The sequence below is a fragment of the Aquirufa sp. ROCK-SH2 genome (assembly GCF_054558315.1).
On the sequence record NZ_JBPXKB010000002.1, the window covers coordinates 66526 to 85782 of the forward strand.

At 36.0% G+C, this 19257-nt stretch carries 23 protein-coding genes; 7 read left to right on the top strand and 16 right to left on the bottom strand.

What is annotated here, in order from left to right:
• Nucleotides 1–5: 5 nt before the first annotated feature.
• Nucleotides 6–743 (top strand): glycosyl hydrolase family 28 protein, encoded by a 738-nt coding sequence (locus tag V7S79_RS04215; protein ID WP_459489313.1) that lies wholly within the window; start codon nt 6–8, stop codon nt 741–743.
• Between the two features lie 152 nt (nt 744–895).
• Nucleotides 896–1771: a sugar phosphate isomerase/epimerase family protein gene (locus V7S79_RS04220; protein WP_459489314.1), complete on the top strand. Its 876-nt coding sequence runs from the start codon at nt 896–898 to the stop codon at nt 1769–1771.
• 100 nt (nt 1772–1871) lie between these two features.
• Here the strand turns inward: V7S79_RS04220 and V7S79_RS04225 are convergent, their stop codons facing one another.
• The 10 genes from V7S79_RS04225 to V7S79_RS04270 form a co-directional block, all read right to left on the bottom strand.
• Nucleotides 1872–2129 (bottom strand): hypothetical protein, encoded by a 258-nt coding sequence (locus V7S79_RS04225; protein ID WP_459489315.1) that lies wholly within the window; start codon nt 2127–2129, stop codon nt 1872–1874.
• On the bottom strand, nt 2110–2763 hold the full coding sequence (locus tag V7S79_RS04230; RefSeq protein ID WP_459489316.1) for a phosphoribosylanthranilate isomerase: 654 nt from the start codon (nt 2761–2763) through the stop codon (nt 2110–2112). The genes V7S79_RS04225 and V7S79_RS04230 overlap by 20 nt, the downstream gene beginning before the upstream one ends.
• A gap of 62 nt (nt 2764–2825) precedes the next feature.
• Nucleotides 2826–3173, bottom strand: coding sequence for a hypothetical protein (locus V7S79_RS04235; protein WP_459489317.1), 348 nt, complete (start codon nt 3171–3173; stop codon nt 2826–2828).
• Nucleotides 3170–3964 (bottom strand): type II toxin-antitoxin system antitoxin SocA domain-containing protein, encoded by a 795-nt coding sequence (locus V7S79_RS04240; protein WP_459489318.1) that lies wholly within the window; start codon nt 3962–3964, stop codon nt 3170–3172. The genes V7S79_RS04235 and V7S79_RS04240 overlap by 4 nt, the downstream gene beginning before the upstream one ends.
• A 91-nt stretch (nt 3965–4055) precedes the next feature.
• Nucleotides 4056–5246: an FAD-dependent monooxygenase gene (locus tag V7S79_RS04245; protein WP_459489319.1), complete on the bottom strand. Its 1191-nt coding sequence runs from the start codon at nt 5244–5246 to the stop codon at nt 4056–4058.
• A 71-nt stretch (nt 5247–5317) separates the two neighbouring features.
• Nucleotides 5318–5728: a VOC family protein gene (locus tag V7S79_RS04250; RefSeq protein WP_459489320.1), complete on the bottom strand. Its 411-nt coding sequence runs from the start codon at nt 5726–5728 to the stop codon at nt 5318–5320.
• A 3-nt stretch (nt 5729–5731) separates the two neighbouring features.
• Nucleotides 5732–6151, bottom strand: a complete 420-nt coding sequence (locus tag V7S79_RS04255) for an SRPBCC domain-containing protein (protein WP_459489321.1) — start codon at nt 6149–6151, stop codon at nt 5732–5734.
• A gap of 4 nt (nt 6152–6155) precedes the next feature.
• Nucleotides 6156–6977 carry an alpha/beta fold hydrolase gene (locus V7S79_RS04260; protein ID WP_459489322.1) on the bottom strand — a complete coding sequence of 274 codons (822 nt, stop codon included), beginning with the start codon at nt 6975–6977 and terminating at the stop codon, nt 6156–6158.
• 18 nt (nt 6978–6995) lie between these two features.
• Nucleotides 6996–7409, bottom strand: a complete 414-nt coding sequence (locus V7S79_RS04265; RefSeq protein ID WP_459489323.1) for a hypothetical protein — start codon at nt 7407–7409, stop codon at nt 6996–6998.
• A 292-nt stretch (nt 7410–7701) separates the two neighbouring features.
• The gene (locus V7S79_RS04270; protein ID WP_459489324.1) at nt 7702–8892 is read right to left on the bottom strand and encodes a helix-turn-helix domain-containing protein; all 1191 of its coding nucleotides are present in this window, start codon (nt 8890–8892) and stop codon (nt 7702–7704) included.
• 140 nt (nt 8893–9032) lie between these two features.
• On the opposite strand from V7S79_RS04270, the gene V7S79_RS04275 reads away from it, so the two are divergent.
• On the top strand, nt 9033–9545 hold the full coding sequence (locus tag V7S79_RS04275) for a hypothetical protein (protein ID WP_459489325.1): 513 nt from the start codon (nt 9033–9035) through the stop codon (nt 9543–9545).
• 56 nt (nt 9546–9601) lie between these two features.
• Here the strand turns inward: V7S79_RS04275 and V7S79_RS04280 are convergent, their stop codons facing one another.
• From V7S79_RS04280 to V7S79_RS04295, 4 genes are all read right to left on the bottom strand, one after another.
• Entirely contained in the window at nt 9602–9859 is a 258-nt protein-coding gene (locus V7S79_RS04280) for a Txe/YoeB family addiction module toxin (protein WP_459489326.1), read from the bottom strand.
• On the bottom strand, nt 9859–10110 hold the full coding sequence (locus V7S79_RS04285; protein WP_459489327.1) for a type II toxin-antitoxin system Phd/YefM family antitoxin: 252 nt from the start codon (nt 10108–10110) through the stop codon (nt 9859–9861). The genes V7S79_RS04280 and V7S79_RS04285 overlap by 1 nt, the downstream gene beginning before the upstream one ends.
• Before the next feature lie 68 nt (nt 10111–10178).
• Nucleotides 10179–10556: a hypothetical protein gene (locus tag V7S79_RS04290; RefSeq protein ID WP_459489328.1), complete on the bottom strand. Its 378-nt coding sequence runs from the start codon at nt 10554–10556 to the stop codon at nt 10179–10181.
• A 9-nt stretch (nt 10557–10565) separates the two neighbouring features.
• On the bottom strand, nt 10566–10970 hold the full coding sequence (locus V7S79_RS04295) for a hypothetical protein (RefSeq protein WP_459489329.1): 405 nt from the start codon (nt 10968–10970) through the stop codon (nt 10566–10568).
• 56 nt (nt 10971–11026) lie between these two features.
• Here V7S79_RS04295 and V7S79_RS04300 point away from each other — a divergent pair, with 56 nt between their 5' ends.
• Nucleotides 11027–11233 (top strand): cupin domain-containing protein, encoded by a 207-nt coding sequence (locus V7S79_RS04300; protein WP_459489878.1) that lies wholly within the window; start codon nt 11027–11029, stop codon nt 11231–11233.
• 153 nt (nt 11234–11386) lie between these two features.
• Here V7S79_RS04300 and V7S79_RS04305 read toward each other — a convergent pair whose 3' ends face one another.
• Entirely contained in the window at nt 11387–14494 is a 3108-nt protein-coding gene (locus V7S79_RS04305) for a glycosyl hydrolase (RefSeq protein WP_459489330.1), read from the bottom strand.
• A gap of 234 nt (nt 14495–14728) precedes the next feature.
• On the opposite strand from V7S79_RS04305, the gene V7S79_RS04310 reads away from it, so the two are divergent.
• The 3 genes from V7S79_RS04310 to V7S79_RS04320 all read left to right on the top strand — a co-directional run bounded on the left by V7S79_RS04310 (nt 14729) and on the right by V7S79_RS04320 (nt 18199).
• Nucleotides 14729–17512: an alpha-amylase family glycosyl hydrolase gene (locus V7S79_RS04310; protein ID WP_459489331.1), complete on the top strand. Its 2784-nt coding sequence runs from the start codon at nt 14729–14731 to the stop codon at nt 17510–17512.
• Nucleotides 17513–17609: 97 nt separating this feature from the next.
• Entirely contained in the window at nt 17610–17894 is a 285-nt protein-coding gene (locus V7S79_RS04315; RefSeq protein WP_459489332.1) for a type II toxin-antitoxin system ParD family antitoxin, read from the top strand.
• Entirely contained in the window at nt 17894–18199 is a 306-nt protein-coding gene (locus V7S79_RS04320) for a type II toxin-antitoxin system RelE/ParE family toxin (protein ID WP_459489333.1), read from the top strand. The genes V7S79_RS04315 and V7S79_RS04320 overlap by 1 nt, the downstream gene beginning before the upstream one ends.
• Here the strand turns inward: V7S79_RS04320 and V7S79_RS04325 are convergent.
• Complete coding sequence (locus tag V7S79_RS04325; RefSeq protein WP_459489334.1) at nt 18196–18558, bottom strand: DUF2200 domain-containing protein; 363 nt, start codon at nt 18556–18558, stop codon at nt 18196–18198. The two genes, V7S79_RS04320 and V7S79_RS04325, sit on opposite strands and share 4 nt — an antisense overlap.
• Between the last annotated feature and the right edge of the window lie 699 nt (nt 18559–19257).

Consider the following 19257-nt stretch of genomic DNA (forward strand, 5'->3'; position numbering starts at 1 on the left):
GCTATATGAAAAGTATATTATTCTCAGGGTTTTTCGTTTTCCTGCTTCAATTATCCGCGATTGCTAAAGATTACGATGCCTCGATTTTTGGTATTAAATCAGACGGTATTACCTTAAATACCCAGTCGATTCAAAAAGCCATCGACCTAATTCAAGAAAAAGGAGGTGGTAAATTGATTTTTTCGGTAGGCAAATATTTAACAGGCAGCATTCAACTAAAATCGAATGTAAGCATCGAATTAAAAGAAGGAGCGGTATTAATTGGTACGTCAGCCATATATGATTATGTTGCTTTAAATGGCAATAAAGCATTGATTGTAGCGGATGGAGAAAAAAATGTAGGGATTTTTGGGAAAGGGTTTATCCAAGGACAAGGGGCAGCTGTATCAGAGCAATTGAAAATACAAATTCAGAAAGGCCACATAAAAGAAAATTTCGTTGAAGCGAGTCCCGCTTTGATCTCTTTTTCTAATTGTACAGAGGTTAAATTAGAAGGCATTCACCTTCAAAATGCTCGTGGAAAAGCTATAAATTTAAGCCATTGTACACAAATCAAGGTTCAAGAGATTTATATCAAAAATACATGGGAAAAAGACCTAAAAGGATTGGTTGGGACATCTTGCGAAAACCTACAATTAAAAAATTGTTATTTTGAAACCACGGGCTCGGCCTTAGATTTGGATGAGAAATCATCAAACATTTCCAAAGAAAATGTGAAAAATGCAACGGGAAAATTGCTTTAAGGATTAAAACACAAAGGCCGCAAAAAAACTTTGAGAACTTTGTGCTAAAAAATGAACCATCAATTCCGTTAGAACGCCTTTTTTTAAAAACTAATCCTTAAATTGAGGTTTTAATTTATTAATCAAAACAAAGACAATTTTTAACTATGAGAATGATCAAGTTTATTAAACCTCTTTTAATGCTTTCTACCGTTTTTGCGTTGGCATTATTTTCATTTAAATCATATCAATCTGAAAAACCTTTTGGCGGATTAGCGCTATACACCGTTCGCGATGCGATGACGAAGGAGGCGAGAGCAACTTTGGAAAAAGTAGCACAAGCTGGATATGTAAATATCGAATCAGCGGGCTATAACAGTGGTAAATTTTACAATTTATCACCTGCAGATTTTAAAGCTTTATTAGATGAAATGAAATTAACTCCTATTTCTGCTCACCAAGGAACGGTTAATTTCGACAATGTAGATCAACAAATTGCTGATTTGAAGGCAGTTGGTTTTAAATATTTTGTTATCCCTGTTCCTCCAATGGGTTTATTCACTTATGACAATGTCAATAAAAAAATGGCGATGAAAGGTGGCGCAAAAAATTTGGCAGAAATTTTAACCAAATTAGGAGAAAAGTGTCATGCTGCAGGCTTACAGCTTTTATATCATAACCATGATTTTGAATTTGCAAAAGATGCAGATGGCAATGTAATTATCGATTATTTACTAGAAAATTGCGATCCTAAATTGGTGAATTTTCAAATGGATTTATATTGGGTAACGAAAGCTGGTGCAGATCCAGTAGCCTATTTCAAACGTTATCCAGGTCGTTTCAAAATTTGGCATGTGAAAGATATGGATGCACAAGGCCGTTTTGCTCCAGTTGGAAATGGTAGTATCGATTTCAAACGCATTTTGGCAAACAAAAAGTTGTCTGGCATGAAATATTACTATGTTGAACAAGATGCTTGTTTCAATGAAACTCCATTAGAAGCGATTGTGATTAGTCACAAAGGACTTTCTAAAATTGGCTTCAAATAAGCAAAGAATTATTGTTGTAAACACAAAGGCTGCAGAGTTTTTCTCTTTGCGGCCTTTGTGTTTAATAACGCTACTAGATTCAGTAGCAGAAATACGAATATCATAAAAAAGCCAACACCAAACGCTCCCATTCCTCTTCTAAGCTAACCTTCGGCCGAGTTTTCTTTGCTCTTGCATACCAATAATCTGCATTCCAAAGATCTCCTTCTTTGCGATGCAAATAGGCATGCACCCAAGCGGAATCCTGGTCATTGAGTTGGTCAATAAGCGAATGCGCCTTGTCCCAATCGCCCTTGCCATCGTACCAAAGGCTTTTTAAAACAATAGAAAAGTTTTCATCAGGCTCTGATAGCGCCAAAAAATTCTTGCAATTTTCGTTCATCTAATTTTCCATTTGTTCTTACTCCACTACACAAATCAATGCCAAAAGGCTGCACGGCATCTATCGCCTGACGAACATTTTCTTTGTTCAATCCGCCTGCCAAAAATAAAGGAATCGATATACTTTCTCTAATTTTTCGACTCAAATCCCAATTATGTGTTCTACCCGTACCTCCCAATTCTTTGGTAGCCAGATTAGGATTCCCACTATCCAATAAAATAGCATCAACTTGTTCTGATATTTCAATCGCCTCTTGCACCGAAGCTTCGTCAATGACGTGGATTACTTGCACCAATTTCACATGTGGCAAAGCATCTCGAATTGCGGCATATTGTCTATCTTCCAAAGCGTCTACAATCTGAATCGTAGTAGTATGCACTTTTTTGTAATGGTCAATGATGTTTGCTGCCTCTGTTTCGCTCGTCAACAAAAAACTTGAAATGGGAGGCGGAACCGATTTTGCAATGGTAGATATCAAGGCATCGTCTATGATTCCTGGACCGCTTGGCATTTTTCCTACCAATCCAAGCGCAGCTGCACCGTATTGAACAGCCAAATTTGCCTCCTCAAGGCTACTGATACAACAAATTTTTACTCGAACGTTTGACATGTTAATTTTTTAGTAAAAATAAAAATATACTTATTTTTTCATTAGGGGCTTACTTGTTCTTGTTAAATAAAGTTCCTTAATATTCTCTCTTTATCTTCCATCTCTTTATTGCTTTTGTGATACAATTCAACAAAAACGATTTTATTTAATCCTACAAATTGGGCGTAAATCAACCGAAGGCCAGAATTGACCCCTTTCCCTTTCAGCGATTTACATGCTATTTTCTTTACCTTGATTACACATGTTTCCAAACCTAAATCACTAATTCGGAAACTAAATGGAGGTCTTTCGTCGGGTGAAACCTCTAACACACGCTTTATAACTGCCAAATCTTCGGGAATAGATCGGTATTTTTTCTGTAAGGCCTTTACATCCTTTTGAAACTCCGCTAATTCTTCGAATACCATCATTCCTCAGTATCCTCAGAATAGTTTCTTACAGAAAAAGGCGCTTCTCTATAAAATACAAGTTCATAATTAATCTCTTCTCCGTCCTTCGATGCTAACCAAGGCATATCCTTATGAGAATAATTACTAATGGCAGAAGCTGACCAATCACTCATTTGTTCAATCACTCGATCAATCGTTTCAGTTTCACTTGCTTTAAGCAACTTTAAATCTGCTTTCGCCAAAGGAAGGTAGCGGGTCTGTGGAAATCCCTGATAAACCGTTTTTACCCTTTGAAGCTGTTCGTTTTTTATCATTTGATTGATAACCGATTCCAGTTTTTGAGGAACAGGACCAAAAGGTAACTTACGATACCTAGCACCAGACAAATGCTCCTCGTACAATTCATAATAATTGAAATCCGAAAAATACAATAATTTGTATAAAACTGTCTCGCCTACATTTGGCTTCCCAGCACACTTTTCAAGAATATACAATAAGACATTTTTAAATTTAGGCAGGTACATATTGGGAACCTCTACACGCTCCTTTTCAGTCTTCTCTATCTTTTGCTCTTCTTCCAATTGTTCTACAATGAAATTATCTGACATAAAATCATCCAATGAAAATCCCAAAACAATAGACAATTGTTGTAATTCTAAAATATCAATTCCTCTATTTCCCAGTTCGATTTGAGCGATGGAAGATCTAGAAACCTCAACACTTTTTGATAACTCTTCTTGAGACAGGCCCTTTAATTTCCGTAGTTCAGAAATTCGCTGACCTATTTGCTCTTTAGACAAACTACTTTTCATAAAAATTTATTTCAACAACATGAAATACAAAATTAATAAAAAGTTTTAAATCAAAACATACACTTGTTGGAATATCAAACATTGATAAATTTCAATAGTCTGGTAGCTCAAAATCATCATCAGCTGACGATTTGTCTTTACTTGAAAATAGCGCACCTAATTTTTGAATGGCTTTACTAGAAATTACATTTAGAATGGTATTTAACACAAATATGCCAAATTTCGTTTTAGGATGTGCCAATTTAGGAACACCCGGAGGAAGTTTTTGGATTTTATTTACATAAGGACGAAAGAGTTTGTCATAGGAGTCAAAAGCCTTTTGGTGGTCTGAATGTTTGGAAAGCTCTCCGGCCAACAGATAGGCTCCGAGTACCGAAAGACTTACGCCCATTCCTGTTAAAGGAGAAGGACAAAACGCAGCATCGCCAACCATCGCACAACGACCTTTCGACCATCTGGGCGCAATCACCTGACTAATGGCATCAAAGTACATATCTGTATTGCTTTCCATGGCTGCCAAAACTCGCTTTGCTTCCCATCCTGCATCAGAAAACTTTTGTACCAAAATTTCTTTTTGTTCCGCCAAGCTTAGTTTTTCATAATCCTTTGGTTCTGAAAGAAACGAAAAAGAGGCCCTGGTTGTGCCCTCATTATCTGGACGCATCACAATTACCCGTGATTTAGTTGCATTATACCACCTAGCCCAGCGACTATCTGAATCGGCCCTTGAAATGGTAAAATAAGAAACATATAATCCAACAGGTCGCACGATTGGCTCATCTCCGAAAATCAAATTTCGGGTTCGTGAGCGTATTCCATCTGCACAAATGACCAAATCAAAATCCCTGGATTGTCCATGTTGAAAAGTCACTTTTACTCCTGAATCATGCTCTTCCAAAGCTGTAATTTGATTCCCAAAAAGGTATTCCACCTTGTCTTTGGTATGTTTATACAAAATCTTAACTAAATCTCCACGAAGAATTTCCAATTCGCTTGTTCCCAAGTTTGATTCCCCTTTGGGCAATGAAGCCTGCGTAACATTGTCACTATTCACAAATAGTACACCTAATTCGCCCGTATCCGCCGCCCGAATTTCATCTTCAATACCCATCAATTGAGCAATCCGTTGCGCAGCACCTTTAATGTCTACGTTTTGTCCACCCAATCGTAACGACTCGGCACGTTCCACGATGGTCGTTTGGAAACCATAGCGATCCAACCAAAAGGCTAGCGTAGGTCCAGCAATACTTGCGCCTGATATGAGTACTTTTTTGTTTGTCATTTGATGTGTTTAAATAGAAAGATAATCAGTTTTAAGGTCTGAGCCTAAGGCATAGTTTTAAAAAACACTATTTACTCCCGCAAACTCTTAAACTTCTCCACATCCAAAAACATAATGCCCCAAAGGTGACCATCCAAATCCTCTATGCTTCTCAAATACATAAAACTTTCGGAAAGTACCGGCACGGGTTCTGTGCCGCCCGCTTGTAAGCCATTTTCCATCATTTCGTTTACTTGCTGAATGCTCTCAACCGGCAAGGTATGTGACGGAGTTTGGAATGCCTTTGCATCTGCCAATGGTTTATCCAAATAGGACGTAAAAAACGATTTCGATTGCAACATCACATAAATAGCGTCCGACCAAACCAAGCATTTTTGGTCTTTGTCTGTGAACAATGGATTAATCGTAAATCCCAATGCCAAATAAAATTGCACGGATTTTTCTAAATCGTTGACGGGGAGATTGATAAATAGTTGTTTCATATTTTATCCCAAAACTACTCCTAATCGATCAAAATTCTCTTCATTTTTTTCGGTGACAAAATCTTTAAGAGAGGTAAACACTTTTTCCTCTTCAAAAATCATCTGAAAATGAACATCCGTTTGAACATCAGAAATACGAATAAACGTAATATCAATATCAAACACGGGGGCACTTACATGCCTTGCTTTAATGTTCTTTTCAGGCGTAATTTCTTTGAACACAATTTGATTATGATACTCTTTCCCGTTTTCGTCAATCATCATAAAATCCCATAAACCGCCTTCCTCAAATGCAAATTCAGTAAACCGATTGGTAAAACCGTGCGGGCCCCACCATTTGCAAAGCAATGCTGGATCTGAATAGGCCTCATAGACCTGCTGAATCGAATGATTGAACATTCGCTTGGATAAAACGGATTTCATTGTATTATTTTCCTAAAAATTCAACAATTAATTGAGAAATCAATGCTGGTTTTTCAGCAAACACATGGTGTGTGGTATTTGGTAAAATCGCCAATTGTGCACCAGGAATGGTGCGGTAAATGTGTAAACCATGCTCTAATTTTGTTACATCTTTATCGCCATAGACAACTAGAAATTTACTTTTAATTTTACTCAAATGATCATCAGAAATAACGGCTTTCGTAACCCACATATCTCTCAGTTGTATAAATGATTTTTGCCAGGTCGATTTGTTAGGAGACAATTTCAAAAATTCATCTAACCAATAATGTTTTAATCCTTCTGATATCGTTTCAGGCTTCCAAGTTTTCATATCAGCAAGGGCTCCGTCTGGATAACCATCTGTATCGCTATTGGCGCCGCTAACTACTACTTTCTTTACTTTATCAGGTCGGTCATAGGCTAATATATAGGCAGAATTTCCCCCATCACTCCAGCCCAGCACATATACACTATCCAATTTCAATTGGTCAATAAACGCTGCATAATAATTGGCATAAATTTGATAACTAATCGCATCAATTTGTTCCGACCTGCCTTGTCCTGGACTATCTAAGGCAATCACTCGATATTTTTTTGACAATGGCCCAATTACTTTTTTATAATCCTTAATAGAGCCAAATCCACCATGCAATAACAACAATGGCGTGCCTTTGCCATATTCCTCGTAATACACTTTAGCTCCTTTGATAGTGATGTATTTACCGTGATTGGAGCCATAAGGGATTTGCGCTAGACTAACAAAACTAGCTATTGAAAATAATGAAAGAAGTAAATATTTTTTCATACTATATAAATGGTTTAATTATAATTCAGCAAGATTTTCCAAATCATTTAAATCCTTTGCTCGTCCACTAATTTTTTTATTCCTACGTAAATCGTTTAAATGGATGATCTTCATTGGAATTTCTTCAAATACTGTCTCTAAAGCGTTTAAATTTATTTCTTCAAATGTAAAACCTGAAATTTCTTTTAAAATTTCTATGCATATTGGAGGTCGTCCGAAAGTGTAAACATTAATGTGGGATTGTTTTAAAAACGAATCCTCTGTCATATCAAAAATAGGCATTTGAAATTCTTCAAATGCACGAACCAGATTTTCATAATTGGTTTTTGAAACTTCAACAAAAATATCTAAATCTCCAATTGTTCTTGGGAATCCGTGATAAATAACAGAATACCCCCCAACCAACACATAATTGACTTTATTGTTATTCAAAGCCAATAAAAATTATTGAAAGTCTGGGTTAAAAATATTCCCCATGATTACATTTTTCGAGATGAAAAGATAGTTTTATCCATTTTAGGGGGGGACCCTAAAGGGTAATTGTAGGAAATGCTGTTTAAATAAGCAAAAACTTCGCCTTTCTCCACCGAATTCATTTTTTTATAATGAAGAACCTCCTTCTTTTGCTCGTAAATATTTCCAGATGTACTATAAGACCGATCTAATTTTGGCATAATCAAAAATAATCTTTAATGTGATACGATGCAATATATATTACCATTTACTATTCTTTCAATCCCAATGATTTTATATAGGCAGAAGGAGTTTCTCCAACAAGCTCTTTAAAGGCATCAATGAATTTAGACCTAGAAGCAAATCCTGCATTGCTTGAAATAGCTTCGATGGTAATTTTTTTAGAATCCCCCGATTTAATCATTTGAATCGCATAGTCAATCCGTATTTTTTTGCGCCAATCGCTAAATGGTAAGCCCAATTTGGTGTTGAAATAAAGCGACAAGGTCCTTTCTGAAATTTTTAAATCGAAGGCCATTTGGGCTAAGGAGAATTCCTTTTTTGTGAATGGCAGCGATTGTAAATAAACGGTTAATTCCTCTTCGATGTCTAAATCAAATGTCACATTTTTTCTTTTCTTTGGAAGAATGGATTTAAACTCGTTTAAAATATTTCCCTGTTCTGGAATAAAAGAAACGTTTCCGTACAAAATTTTAGGAAATAAAAACAACAATAAATTTTGCAGAAAAAAGCCTCCGCCTGCAACTCCAAAATAGTGTTTCTTTGACGTAAAAATTTGAGTATACCCATCACTTTGAAAGTCAAAATGTATGCCCACCACCGTCAACATGTGCAATATACTATTACTGGAAATGACCAATTGAATCGCACAAAGCAGGTAAATCCACCTTTTTAAAATCAAGTGATTGCTTGATAATGTCCCAAAAGAAGTGAGTCGATTTTTTGAAATGCGATTAAAATAAACCACTGAAAGGACACAATAGACGATTAGGTGCAAACACCGCGAAACTAGTATAAACTCAAAAGAAACAAAGTAAAAATCGAGCGTGTATTTTTCTGTCACATTGATAATCTCATGCGCAATGCTAGCCTTTTGATCAAAGGGGAGCAAGGTAAATGGAAGGCAATTAATGGCTATAAAAACAGCGGGAATTAGATGAAATAGGTCAACTCTTTCTAATTTGTTTTGATCCGTCACCGTTGTTTTTACGTAATAAAACAACAGTGGTCCCAAGAGATAAGAAAGCGGTAGCCAATGCACAAAACAAATTCCTTCCCAAAACGGATCTTTCGTGTAATGTAATCCGTAATAAATCAGTACAATCCAATTACAACACAAGAAAAAAAGGGCTAAAAACCCATTCGATCTATTTAATGAGCTGAAATAATAGATTAATAAAAAAGACGTAAATATTCCAAATAAGGGGAAAAAGATACCCATAGATTGTATGATAAGTTTAGAGTCCCAACAATTTGTTCCAGTTTGGCGACTTGGAACAAATTCAATGCCAATTTAATGGAATATTGAATAGCGTATGATGAATTTGCAAAAAAATTATTACACATTAAATTCAATTTTTTATGAAAAAAATCCTTCTTGCATTGCTTTTTATTTCAACATTAGCAAAGGCACAAACATCAAATCCAAGCTCAACAAATTTACCTACAGAAGGCTTTCTATCAGGTTACAGCCTTGAACAATCTCCAAATACGAATTTGGTTTTGCAGTCTGTAAAGGCACTAGAAGCATTAGATACAGAAAAATATAAATCATTTTATGCTTCAGATGCTAAATTTCATGATAACACGGAAGAAAAGAATTTGGAACAAAATATCGGTTTCATTACCGCTTTAAAATCCAATGGAATTTCAGTGAAATTTGAAAGAGTAGCTCCAATTTGGGAATACGTTCACCAAAGTAAAAACATGAACAATCCCAATAGGTACGTGATCTCCTATCAGCAGGCAATTATGGCAAAAGGTGACAAAAAAACCAAAGTTGTATTAATTGCTGTGGACCTAATGAAAGATGGAAAAATTAAAGAAGAATGGCTTTCTTATGATACAAAGGGTATTTTGGAGCTAATGAAATAGCATTCAGTTAAAAGATAAAAAAGCCACCTGTTAGTTACAAATGGCTTTTTTATCTTTTAATCATAATGAAAACGACATTTTACTATTTGAATCTCATCTTCCATAACTCTGTAAATCAATCGATGTTCCTCATCAATTCGTCTAGACCAGAAGCCAGCATAATTAAACCGCAAGGGTTCAGGTTTACCAATTCCTTCATACGAATTTCGTGAAATATCTTTCAGCAATTCATTGATGCGTTTCAGTTTTTGCTTATCATTTTTCTGCCAATAAAGATTATCCTCCCAGGAAAGTTCTGTAAACACAAATTTCATCAGTCAGCCAATTTTTTTATCAATTTTTTGCCTGATTTAATTTCCTTAATCGACTCATCTAATCTTTGCTGATTAATCCGAGAAGACATCTCATGTTGCGTATTTATTAGCGAATTGTATTCCTCTAATGAAATAACGACTACACCTGTATCTTTTCCACGATTGATAATGAGTGTTTCAAAACTTTGGGTTACCTGATCAAAATAATTTTTAATGTCTTTTCTAAAGTCAGACAAAGTAGTTGTTAACATTTTGTACAATTTTATGTACAAATTTATGTACAAATTTATGTATATAAATGGGTTTTTACAAACAATGATTATTTCCCCACTTTTTCAATAGGTCGGAAACGCAAAGCAGACCAAGTTTCATCAATAGCAATAGCAGTTACAGTAGTGATGCCAAATTCTTCTCCACTAACCCGTAATATATCTCGATTTATATCGGTATTGATTTTTGAGGTTCCCTTTGGATAAGCAAACCATAACACGGAGTCAAACTCTATATTGGATAAATCCGTTTGAAGAAAGCTCATAAATTCCTCTTTATTTGAAAGAAAAACCAAGGTGTTGGAACTTTTAGAGACATCAAAATGGGTGTTGAAGCCCATTTTGATGAATTCTTCTTCTATATTTTTAGGTGCATTCAGTACAATACCAGGTGCTTTAAATTTGAATTTTTTGATGGTGTCTTGCATAGTGGGCTTTTAATTTATTGACATATTTACTTGAATCTTCCACTCATTATTGATTTTATTAAAAAAATAAAGTCCATGCCCTTTAAAAATTATTTCATTGGAAGCATTATATCTACTGTAAAAAGCATCTAAGTAACAAGAAGTTTCAGTAAGCTTAACTAGTTTTAGAGAGTTCGTTTTAGAGTAAGAATATCCTGGTTGAAGCCACTTTTCTCGAACCAATTTTATCGTTTCCAAAAAACTAAACTTGTCTTTTAAAATAATGGGATTAGCCAATATCAGTGAAACTGGATAATGGAATTGATTCCCCAATTTCTCATAATCCGCCAATGTAAAGGCCTCCAAATACTCTTCCCATTTTTGAGTGAAAAATTCTTTAGACGGGAATTCGTCCAATTTTACGGGAGTTTTCATTTGATAAATTTTAGGTAAATTTAGTAAAAAAACAAGCAATCAATTGGAAGGAAATCATTTTACCCTATGACCATTTTCATAGCAATACCCATGAGGTTTTAGGCTTAGCTGAAGGCACCGTAAAATTAAAAATTGGTGGTCAACATGGAGTTGAATTAGTGGTAGAAACAGGTGATGTCATTATCATGCCTGCCGGTGTTGGACATTATTCCCTTTACAACTCATCACATTATCTGTTTATTGATGATATCCAAATGGGGTAGATTGGAACTTGAAACGTAGTTTAGAGGAGCATCCTTATATCCTACAAGAAATTGCAAATATTCCGATACCAAACACCGATCCAATATTTGGATGTAATGGGCCAATGTTTGATTATTGGAAATAAGGAATTCATATTTTCAGGGTTTTCATTTTTATTTCAAAGTAATTAACGCTTTCGAATAAGGTTTCAACAAAACAGGACCTACAAGTCCATATTCCTGAATTATCCCCCTGTCAGCGGCCGCTTTATTAAGTGACACCAACCGATTATTCAAGGTAGTTGCTACTCGAATTTCTATGCTATTTTTGCCCGCTTTTAGCGTTGCTCCTAAATCCGTTTCTGCTGATATTTGATCTACTGAAACGGATTTCCCGTTTACTTTTAAGGTAAAGGTGTCCACTACTTGCCCCAAACTCAACTTTGCTCCATGCTTTGCTGGATTCCAATCACTTGGCAATTCTAATTCATATGTATATGTACCTATCCCAGAAACATTCTTCAACTCCGCTATATCAGGCCAAGGCTTTAATCCATTTAAGGTTAAATCCATTTGCGACTTTTCGGTTGTCACACTTGCTGAACCCGTTCTTCCATAGGGATTAGCGGGCTTCCAATCTTCTATCCGTAACTTCCAAGTTCCAATTGTTAAGTCCTTTGCTTCCATGGATGCTGGTATTTGAGATATTACCTTCTTTCCATTACTCAAAATGCTTAAATACTTCCCTTTTTGACTAGCATAAATTGCCATTTGTCCATTTGATACGGGAATTACTCCTTCTGCTGTGGTTGAGAGGGTGTGTACCGCTTGACTAGGCAGTCCAAGTTGCTTAGGGTTTTGACTTATACCTATTAACATAGATTCGTCAACAGCCAAGTGTACATCGATCCATACTCGATTCCCTTTACGTTGATAATAAACAATTGGTTGTATTTCTCCCGACCATGCATTCATCAAAAAGGGTTGACCATAGCCCTCTAAACTAATTTTTGTGGATAATTCTTTCCCTATTTTTGTACCATAAGTTGGCCCCTTGGTACGCACTGCCTTTGGCTCCTCAAACATATTACCTGGAGTCCCTTGTAAGTTTTTATATTTCTCCTCTGTACTATAGCCTGGAGGTGGGATTTGATCATCTCCTTGATTATATAAAAAGTAATAATTGGTTCCAGTTTTAGGATCAAATCGGCGCATACTCATAAGACTTGAAGGTTTTTCTGGCTCCATGCTCGGATTTATTCCTATCGATTTTAAAAATCCAGGAACCTCTTTTTCAGTAGCAAGCGAATGTACCGATTGATGCTTCTTTAATTCCTCCAAAATTTGTTTCAATTTTTCATCTTCTGATGGCTTATTCCCAGGCGTACGACTAGGTAGAGGCCCAACAAGGATCACAGGAAGTCCACTTTTGGCATAGTTCAACATAATTTCAGCTACCTGAATAGGCAGCGTATTTTTTGCTGGATTATATACAGACCCCGATTGCAAATGTCCATTTAAAATAAATGCTTTGTAGGAAGGCCCTGCTTCATATAAGCGCTGATGACTTACATTTACTTGTGGCAAATACAACATGGAGGGGTTTAAATAATCCCAAGTATAGCCCTGTTCTTGCAGGCTTAAATCATTCCAAAAACGAATATTCCCTACGCCCGCTACAAATGGGGCCGGAAAGGAATAGTTTTGCATGTAAACAGCCACGTCTATTTTAGCGCGACCTTGCTTTAAAACCTGCTCGTTTCTAGCCATCCAAGTGTTAATCATCAAGGCATCCGCAGCCCAGATTGGGTTTCTTGGCCCCCAACTATTCGCAAAATTTCCTTCAGCAAAAGTATTGTAACCTGGCCAAACAGACTTCGGGTTAAAAGAATAAGGATAAACATGATAAACCCCTTTGCTTTGTCCACTCGCAAAATTTTTGTTTTGACGAACAAGAATGTCTTGAAACGTTTGAGCATAATTCAAAGAACGAGCAGCAGCAAGTTCATTCGAATACCAAGTATTTCCACTGATGTGATTTGCCGAAGCCATCGGACGGTAAACATCAATTTGATCCCCTGAAGATAATGTTTCATGCTCTGGACGATCTAGAAAATAGCTTACTTGTATTTGGTCTGGAATATTCACTGTTGGAACATCCTCCGGTTGAAGTCGAAGTGCCAAATTATACCCATGCGCCCAATCACTAAAAGGCTTTATTCGATTTTCTACAAACAAATTTGATCTTACTTGATTGTAATCCGCGCGAATTCGAACATCACTTTGATCAGAATAGGTATAATAATGCTTGATGTCCATTCCTCCTCCGCGAGGCCCCCAAACACGGTCAATTCCTGCGTCAATCAATATGGGTAAATGCGGCATAAGATCATACCCTACCTGAGTTTGAAAATCCAAAGCCATATTACTACTCCAAACATCACTCGGTGCACCGAAACCATCAATCGAGTGGGAATCAATAAAAATGTCTCCTGCATTTTGTTTCAAAAGTTCTTTGATACTTGTGGTCCAATAAGACTCATAACCTTGAATAAGCAAGCGCGTACCTTCCAAACTAAACACCTCAGGTTGTGGATCTACACCTACCATGCGTATAACAATGATGGTCCAATTTCCCTCTCCCGCAGGGGCAGTCCAAGTCAAATGTCCAGTAGTTGGTTTTCCAAAATACCCCTTCCCATTAGATGCCTTTACTTGGTCCCATAAATTAATTCGAGAAGATGCATCAATCGTTAACAATTTTGAATCCTTCAAAGGAATTTTATTGACACGATAGGCATGCACGGCTAAAAGAGTTCCTTTCCCAGGAAGCGAATCGGTGAAGATTTGACCTGCATTCAAAAGTGTATCTGATGCAGATAATGTTTTCCTAGCAAAATCATTTTTAATGGAAAAATTGCCAGGAATAGGTGCCCCCGTTTTGTATTTTAAACTGATTTTAATTCCCAATTCATTACCTTTTTTCAAAAGAGCTTCAATTTGCGTCAAAGTAGGTTCGCCACCTTGACCAATTTCTACCCCAGCAATTCCAGCCGCCTTTAATTCAACCAATTGCTTTTCTAATTCGGATATTTCAGCCGTTTCAGGTGGAAAATTCCAACGTACCCATGGTAAATCTTCTGCTTTTGGATGAGCAAAAGAAGATGTATTCAATGGAGTTACGGGATTTAACTTAGCATAAAAAGGGCTCCAGGTTTTTTGTTGGGCACTTGCTCCAAAAACAATAAAACCTAAAATTAATAGTAGGGAGATTTGTTTCATTTCATAATTGAATAGGTATGACACAAAACTATCAATTATTACCCCAAGCACAAGATATACAGTCAGTTAATCGATGAAATCCCAAGTTGTTGCGACAGCGAATAATAAAGATTAGAATTAAAATTCTGTTTCCTAATTTAATAGCGAGGTTGCAAGCTAAAGGCTTTTTTCTAATTTAGGAGTTTATATGAAATTGGATGAATAAGCTAGTTTCATTTTGAAAACGTATTATCGATGCCATTCAACAAACATTTACTTATTTTCTTCTTATTAATATTCCATTTAAGTGCATTTGGACAAGTAACTACCCAAGAGCTTTTTCCAAATGGAGATAATGAAATAACCCTCATTGTTGATATAAAAAAGGCCAAAGACGCTCGTGCTAGCGGTCTTTTAGGAAAATCATCCGATGTTTACTTGTGGGCAGGGGCAGGTTCAACCGAAACTGGTAGCGCTTTTCAATTTCAACCCATCGGACAAAACAATTTTGCTCTTCCCTTCGATAAGGGAAAAATGACCCCTTTGGGTAACGATGTTTGGTCCATCAAGATAAATCCAAGAAGCTATTTTTCTGTTCCCTCAGGGACACCCATTGTGAAGCTGGGACTTTTATTAAAAAGTGGTGATGGAAAAAGTCAAACTGAAGATTTCCAATTGAATCTATATACAGGCTCATTGGCTGTTAAATGGCTATCTCCTCCCAATAAATTCACATTGAGTGAGGCAGGACAAACGGTGAACATCCGAGCAGCATTTTCTACAAAAGCCTATGCAGAGTTAAAATTAGGGACGACTCTTATCTGGAGTCAAACTGCTACCGACTCCATCAATGTTTCTTACCAATTGGGTGCAGAGCAAGGCAGAGCAAATCAGTTTGTCCTTAGTTTAACAACAGCCAATGAAAAAATAAAGGATTCCGTTCAATTTTTGACGAAACCGCTTGTCGCCGTAAAAGATCGTCCTGCTGGTTTAAAAGATGGCATAAATTATATAGGTGATCGAGTTTTTTTATCCTTTTATGCTCCGCAAAAATCGTTTGTGTACGTCATTGGTGAATTTTCAGATTGGAAGGTCAATCCTGCCTATTTAATGAATCGAACTCCAGACGAAAATCGGTATTGGATAGATTTAGGAAGTTTCCCTGCGGGTCAAGAGATTGCTTATCAGTTTTCCATTGATGGAAATTTAAGCGTAGCGGATCCTTTGGCAGATAAGATTTTAGATCCCAACAACGATAATGATATCCCGAAGAAGACCTACCCTAATTTAAAAAAATACCCAGCTGGTGGGTCTGGAATTGTTTCGGTTTTTTCAACGGGACAAATCGAATATCCATGGAAAATTAAGAATTTTCTGCGGCCTACTTCTACCAATTTGACAATTTATGAATTACTCGTGCGTGACTTTGTAGAAGATAAACGCTACGTCACGGTGGCAGATTCTTTACCCTATTTGAAAAAATTGGGAATCAATGCGCTGGAATTAATGCCGGTGATGGAGTTTACAGGAAACGATTCTTGGGGCTATAATCCCATCTTTTATTTTGCCCCTGACAAAGCCTATGGAACCAAAAACGATTTAAAGTATCTCATTGACAAATGCCACGAAAACGGTATAGCCATTATTTTAGACATGGTTTTGAATCAGGCAGATGTAGAAAATCCCTATGTGAAAATGTATTGGGATGGAACTAAACCTACCGCCAATAGTCCTTTTTTTAATGTAACAGCCACACATCCTTACAGCGTTTTCTTTGATTTTAATCACGAAAGCCAACACACCCAATGGCTGGTCGATACCGTTTGTCAATATTGGCTCAATGAATATAAAGTTGATGGTTTTCGATTTGATTTATCCAAAGGTTTCACACAGAAAAATTCAGGCACAAATGTAGATTTATGGGGACAATATGATGCCAGCAGAATAAAGATTTGGAAAAGAATTTACAATAAAATTCGAAGCTACGATGCCGGTGCCTATGTGATCTTGGAGCATTTTGCGGATAATTCAGAAGAAAAAGAATTAGCCGAAACGGGAATGATGCTTTGGGCAAATGCAAAATTTGATATGACAAAAATCGTTCAGGCATATCCTACCAATTATGATTGGATTTCCTATAAAACAAGGGGCTTCAAGCAGCCTCATTTAATTAATTACATGGAAAGCCACGATGAAGAACGCCTCATGGTGGAAATAGCTAGTTCAGAAGCGAAAAAAGTGTTCAGCGAAAACGAGAAATTGGATCGAATGAAAATGGCAGCGGCATTATTTTTCATCATTCCTGGACCAAAGATGATTTGGCAATTTGGTGAATTAGGGTATAATATTTCCATCAATTCCAATGGGCGGACGGGCACAAAACCTACTTTTTGGAATTATTTACAAGATAAAGAACGAAATAAATTATTGGGAGTTTATCAACAATTTGCCCAATTGAGATTAAATAAATCCATCTTCCAAACCAGCGATTTTAAACTGGATGTTGGTAATTTAGTCAAACAAGTGATTTTAACAGAGGGGAATACTCAAGTTATTCTTATTGCCAATTCGGGGCTTGAAGCAAAAGCCTTTTCCTTGTCCTTCCCTGTGACAGGCAAATGGTATGATTATTTCACGGGGAAATCGTTTGATGTTAGTCAAAGCACTTTGCCTATCAACCTATTGAGCGGAGAATTTCACTTATTTGTGAATGAAGAATGGAATAATAAAAATTTAAATTTAGTTCCTTGGGATATTCCCAATTTCCAAGTTTTAGGAATAGAGAAGGAAAGCGTTTCGGCTTTAACTATCTATCCCAATCCTTCACGGGACGTCATTCATCTTTCTTGGGAGGCAGAACACCAACTGGCAGTTGGTGTTAAGATAATAGATTCTATGGGGCGAATCGTATTTGAGAAAGAAATATCACAGATTCCTAATGCAATCAATGATTATAAAATTTCTGATATTCATTCATTGAGTGCTGGAATCTATTTTATTCAAGTGGGAAAGGACATTCGAAAATTAGTGGTAGAATAATCTGAAAGGGAGAGCATTTTTCTGCCTTTCGCCAATTCATCCACTAATTTATCAAGCAATCAAACTTTTTTGTGAGCTCAAATGCTATTTCTATTTGATGAAATTACCAATTTTTGGTAATTTGAGAAAAAATATAACAAATATGGGACGCAATACATCCATTTCGCTTGGAGATTACTTTGAATCGTTTGTCGATAATTCTGTTGCAGAAGGTCGATATAAAAATGCTAGTGAAGTTATTCGTGCAGGTTTAAGACTATTAGAACTTGAAGAAAATAAAATTATTGCTTTAAAAATGGCCCTGAAAGAAGGTCTGGAAAGCGGAATCAATAAAGACTTTAATCCTAGTGATCACATAAAAATATTAAAAGGAACGAATTAATGATTTCAACTTATTACCTAACCCATAAAGCAACAGAAGACATTAGTTCGATTTGGTTTTACACAAAAAATACTTGGTCAGAAACCCAAGCTGACAAGTATTATCAAAGATTAATCTATGATTGTAGTAAAATAGCTCAAAACCAAAATTTAGGTAAAAAGTATGTTGATTTTCCAAACGAAATCTTCGGATTTGTTTCAAATAAACACATTATTTTTTACAGAAAATTGACTGATTCAGAAATTGAAATTATTAGATTTCTTCACGTAAGCATGGATATAAACACCAAAATTTACCAATTTTAAACAATCCGCAAAATTTTATCCATTTTTCTGCCTTTCGCTAGCTCGTCTACTAGTTTATCAAGCCACCTAATTTTTTTTGTAAGTTCGTTCTCAATTTCTTCTATACGATAACCACAAACCATCCCTGTAATCAGCTTTGCATTGTCATGAAGCCTAGCTTCAGCAAAAAAGGTTTCAAAAGTAGAACGCTCATAGATGTGCTTTTCTATTTCTACTGCGGTAAATCCTGTTAACCAAGAAATAACAAGGTCCAGTTCTTCTTTTGTTCTACCCTTTTTCTCCACTTTTGCTAGGTATAAAGGATACACCGTGCCAAAAAGCATCTTTTTGATTCGGTCATTTGAAGCACTATTTTCCATGGGGTATTTGAGTTTTGATCATTCAAAAATAAAGGATTTCAATTTATCAATTAACTGAACTTTATAAATCGTAAATTGCAGGGGGTAAGGGGTCGCATTACCCCTTAAAAAATGAAAATCAGTTTCACTAACTAGAAACTTATATTTCCAATCAATAATCTGATTTTTTTCAAGGATAAGAAAAGAGAAAAATCTTAATGATTCTTAATGCCTTAATGTTTTAAACTTTTGCGCCTTTGTGTTAACACAAAGACACGGTGTTTTGTTTTTCTTCAAGGAGTAATTGAACTATAAGTTCCATTCATAATACACACTCAGCACAGTTGTGCGCGTTGTATCTTCTCTTTCCCCTCTTCCTAAAATTTTATCAATTAACTGAACTTTATAAATCGTAAATTGCAGGGGGTAAGGGGACGCATTACCCCTTAAAAAAAGAAAATCAGAATCACTAACAGAAAACTTATATTTCCAATCAATAATCTGATTTTTTTCAAGGATAAGAAAAGAGAAAAATCTTAATGATTCTTAATGGCTTAATGTTTAAAAGAAGAGCGAAGAGAGGAAAGAGAAGAGAGAAAAATCTTAATGGATTCTTAATGACTTAATGTTTAAAAACTTGGTGAAAACTTTGTGTTAACACAAAGACACGGTGTTTTGTTTTTCTTCAAGGAGTAATTAAACTATAAGTTCCATTCATAA

Excerpts from the sequence above, each read along its gene's own strand:
- V7S79_RS04280 (WP_459489326.1), bottom strand. The coding sequence starts at position 9,859 with ATGAAATTTGTGTTTACAGAACTTTCCTGGGAGGATAATCTTTATTGG.
- V7S79_RS04325 (WP_459489334.1), bottom strand. The coding sequence starts at position 18,558 with ATGGAAAATAGTGCTTCAAATGACCGAATCAAAAAGATGCTTTTTGGC.
- V7S79_RS04215 (WP_459489313.1), top strand. The coding sequence starts at position 6 with ATGAAAAGTATATTATTCTCAGGGTTTTTCGTTTTCCTGCTTCAATTA.
- V7S79_RS04320 (WP_459489333.1), top strand. The coding sequence starts at position 17,894 with ATGATTTCAACTTATTACCTAACCCATAAAGCAACAGAAGACATTAGT.
- V7S79_RS04260 (WP_459489322.1), bottom strand. The coding sequence starts at position 6,977 with ATGAAAAAATATTTACTTCTTTCATTATTTTCAATAGCTAGTTTTGTT.
- V7S79_RS04315 (WP_459489332.1), top strand. The coding sequence starts at position 17,610 with ATGAAATTACCAATTTTTGGTAATTTGAGAAAAAATATAACAAATATG.
- V7S79_RS04305 (WP_459489330.1), bottom strand. The coding sequence starts at position 14,494 with ATGAAACAAATCTCCCTACTATTAATTTTAGGTTTTATTGTTTTTGGA.
- V7S79_RS04245 (WP_459489319.1), bottom strand. The coding sequence starts at position 5,246 with ATGACAAACAAAAAAGTACTCATATCAGGCGCAAGTATTGCTGGACCT.
- V7S79_RS04240 (WP_459489318.1), bottom strand. The coding sequence starts at position 3,964 with ATGAAAAGTAGTTTGTCTAAAGAGCAAATAGGTCAGCGAATTTCTGAA.
- V7S79_RS04310 (WP_459489331.1), top strand. The coding sequence starts at position 14,729 with ATGCCATTCAACAAACATTTACTTATTTTCTTCTTATTAATATTCCAT.
- V7S79_RS04285 (WP_459489327.1), bottom strand. The coding sequence starts at position 10,110 with ATGTTAACAACTACTTTGTCTGACTTTAGAAAAGACATTAAAAATTAT.
- V7S79_RS04230 (WP_459489316.1), bottom strand. The coding sequence starts at position 2,763 with ATGTCAAACGTTCGAGTAAAAATTTGTTGTATCAGTAGCCTTGAGGAG.
- V7S79_RS04250 (WP_459489320.1), bottom strand. The coding sequence starts at position 5,728 with ATGAAACAACTATTTATCAATCTCCCCGTCAACGATTTAGAAAAATCC.
- V7S79_RS04235 (WP_459489317.1), bottom strand. The coding sequence starts at position 3,173 with ATGATGGTATTCGAAGAATTAGCGGAGTTTCAAAAGGATGTAAAGGCC.
- V7S79_RS04255 (WP_459489321.1), bottom strand. The coding sequence starts at position 6,151 with ATGAAATCCGTTTTATCCAAGCGAATGTTCAATCATTCGATTCAGCAG.
- V7S79_RS04295 (WP_459489329.1), bottom strand. The coding sequence starts at position 10,970 with ATGAAAACTCCCGTAAAATTGGACGAATTCCCGTCTAAAGAATTTTTC.
- V7S79_RS04290 (WP_459489328.1), bottom strand. The coding sequence starts at position 10,556 with ATGCAAGACACCATCAAAAAATTCAAATTTAAAGCACCTGGTATTGTA.
- V7S79_RS04220 (WP_459489314.1), top strand. The coding sequence starts at position 896 with ATGATCAAGTTTATTAAACCTCTTTTAATGCTTTCTACCGTTTTTGCG.
- V7S79_RS04270 (WP_459489324.1), bottom strand. The coding sequence starts at position 8,892 with ATGGGTATCTTTTTCCCCTTATTTGGAATATTTACGTCTTTTTTATTA.
- V7S79_RS04275 (WP_459489325.1), top strand. The coding sequence starts at position 9,033 with ATGAAAAAAATCCTTCTTGCATTGCTTTTTATTTCAACATTAGCAAAG.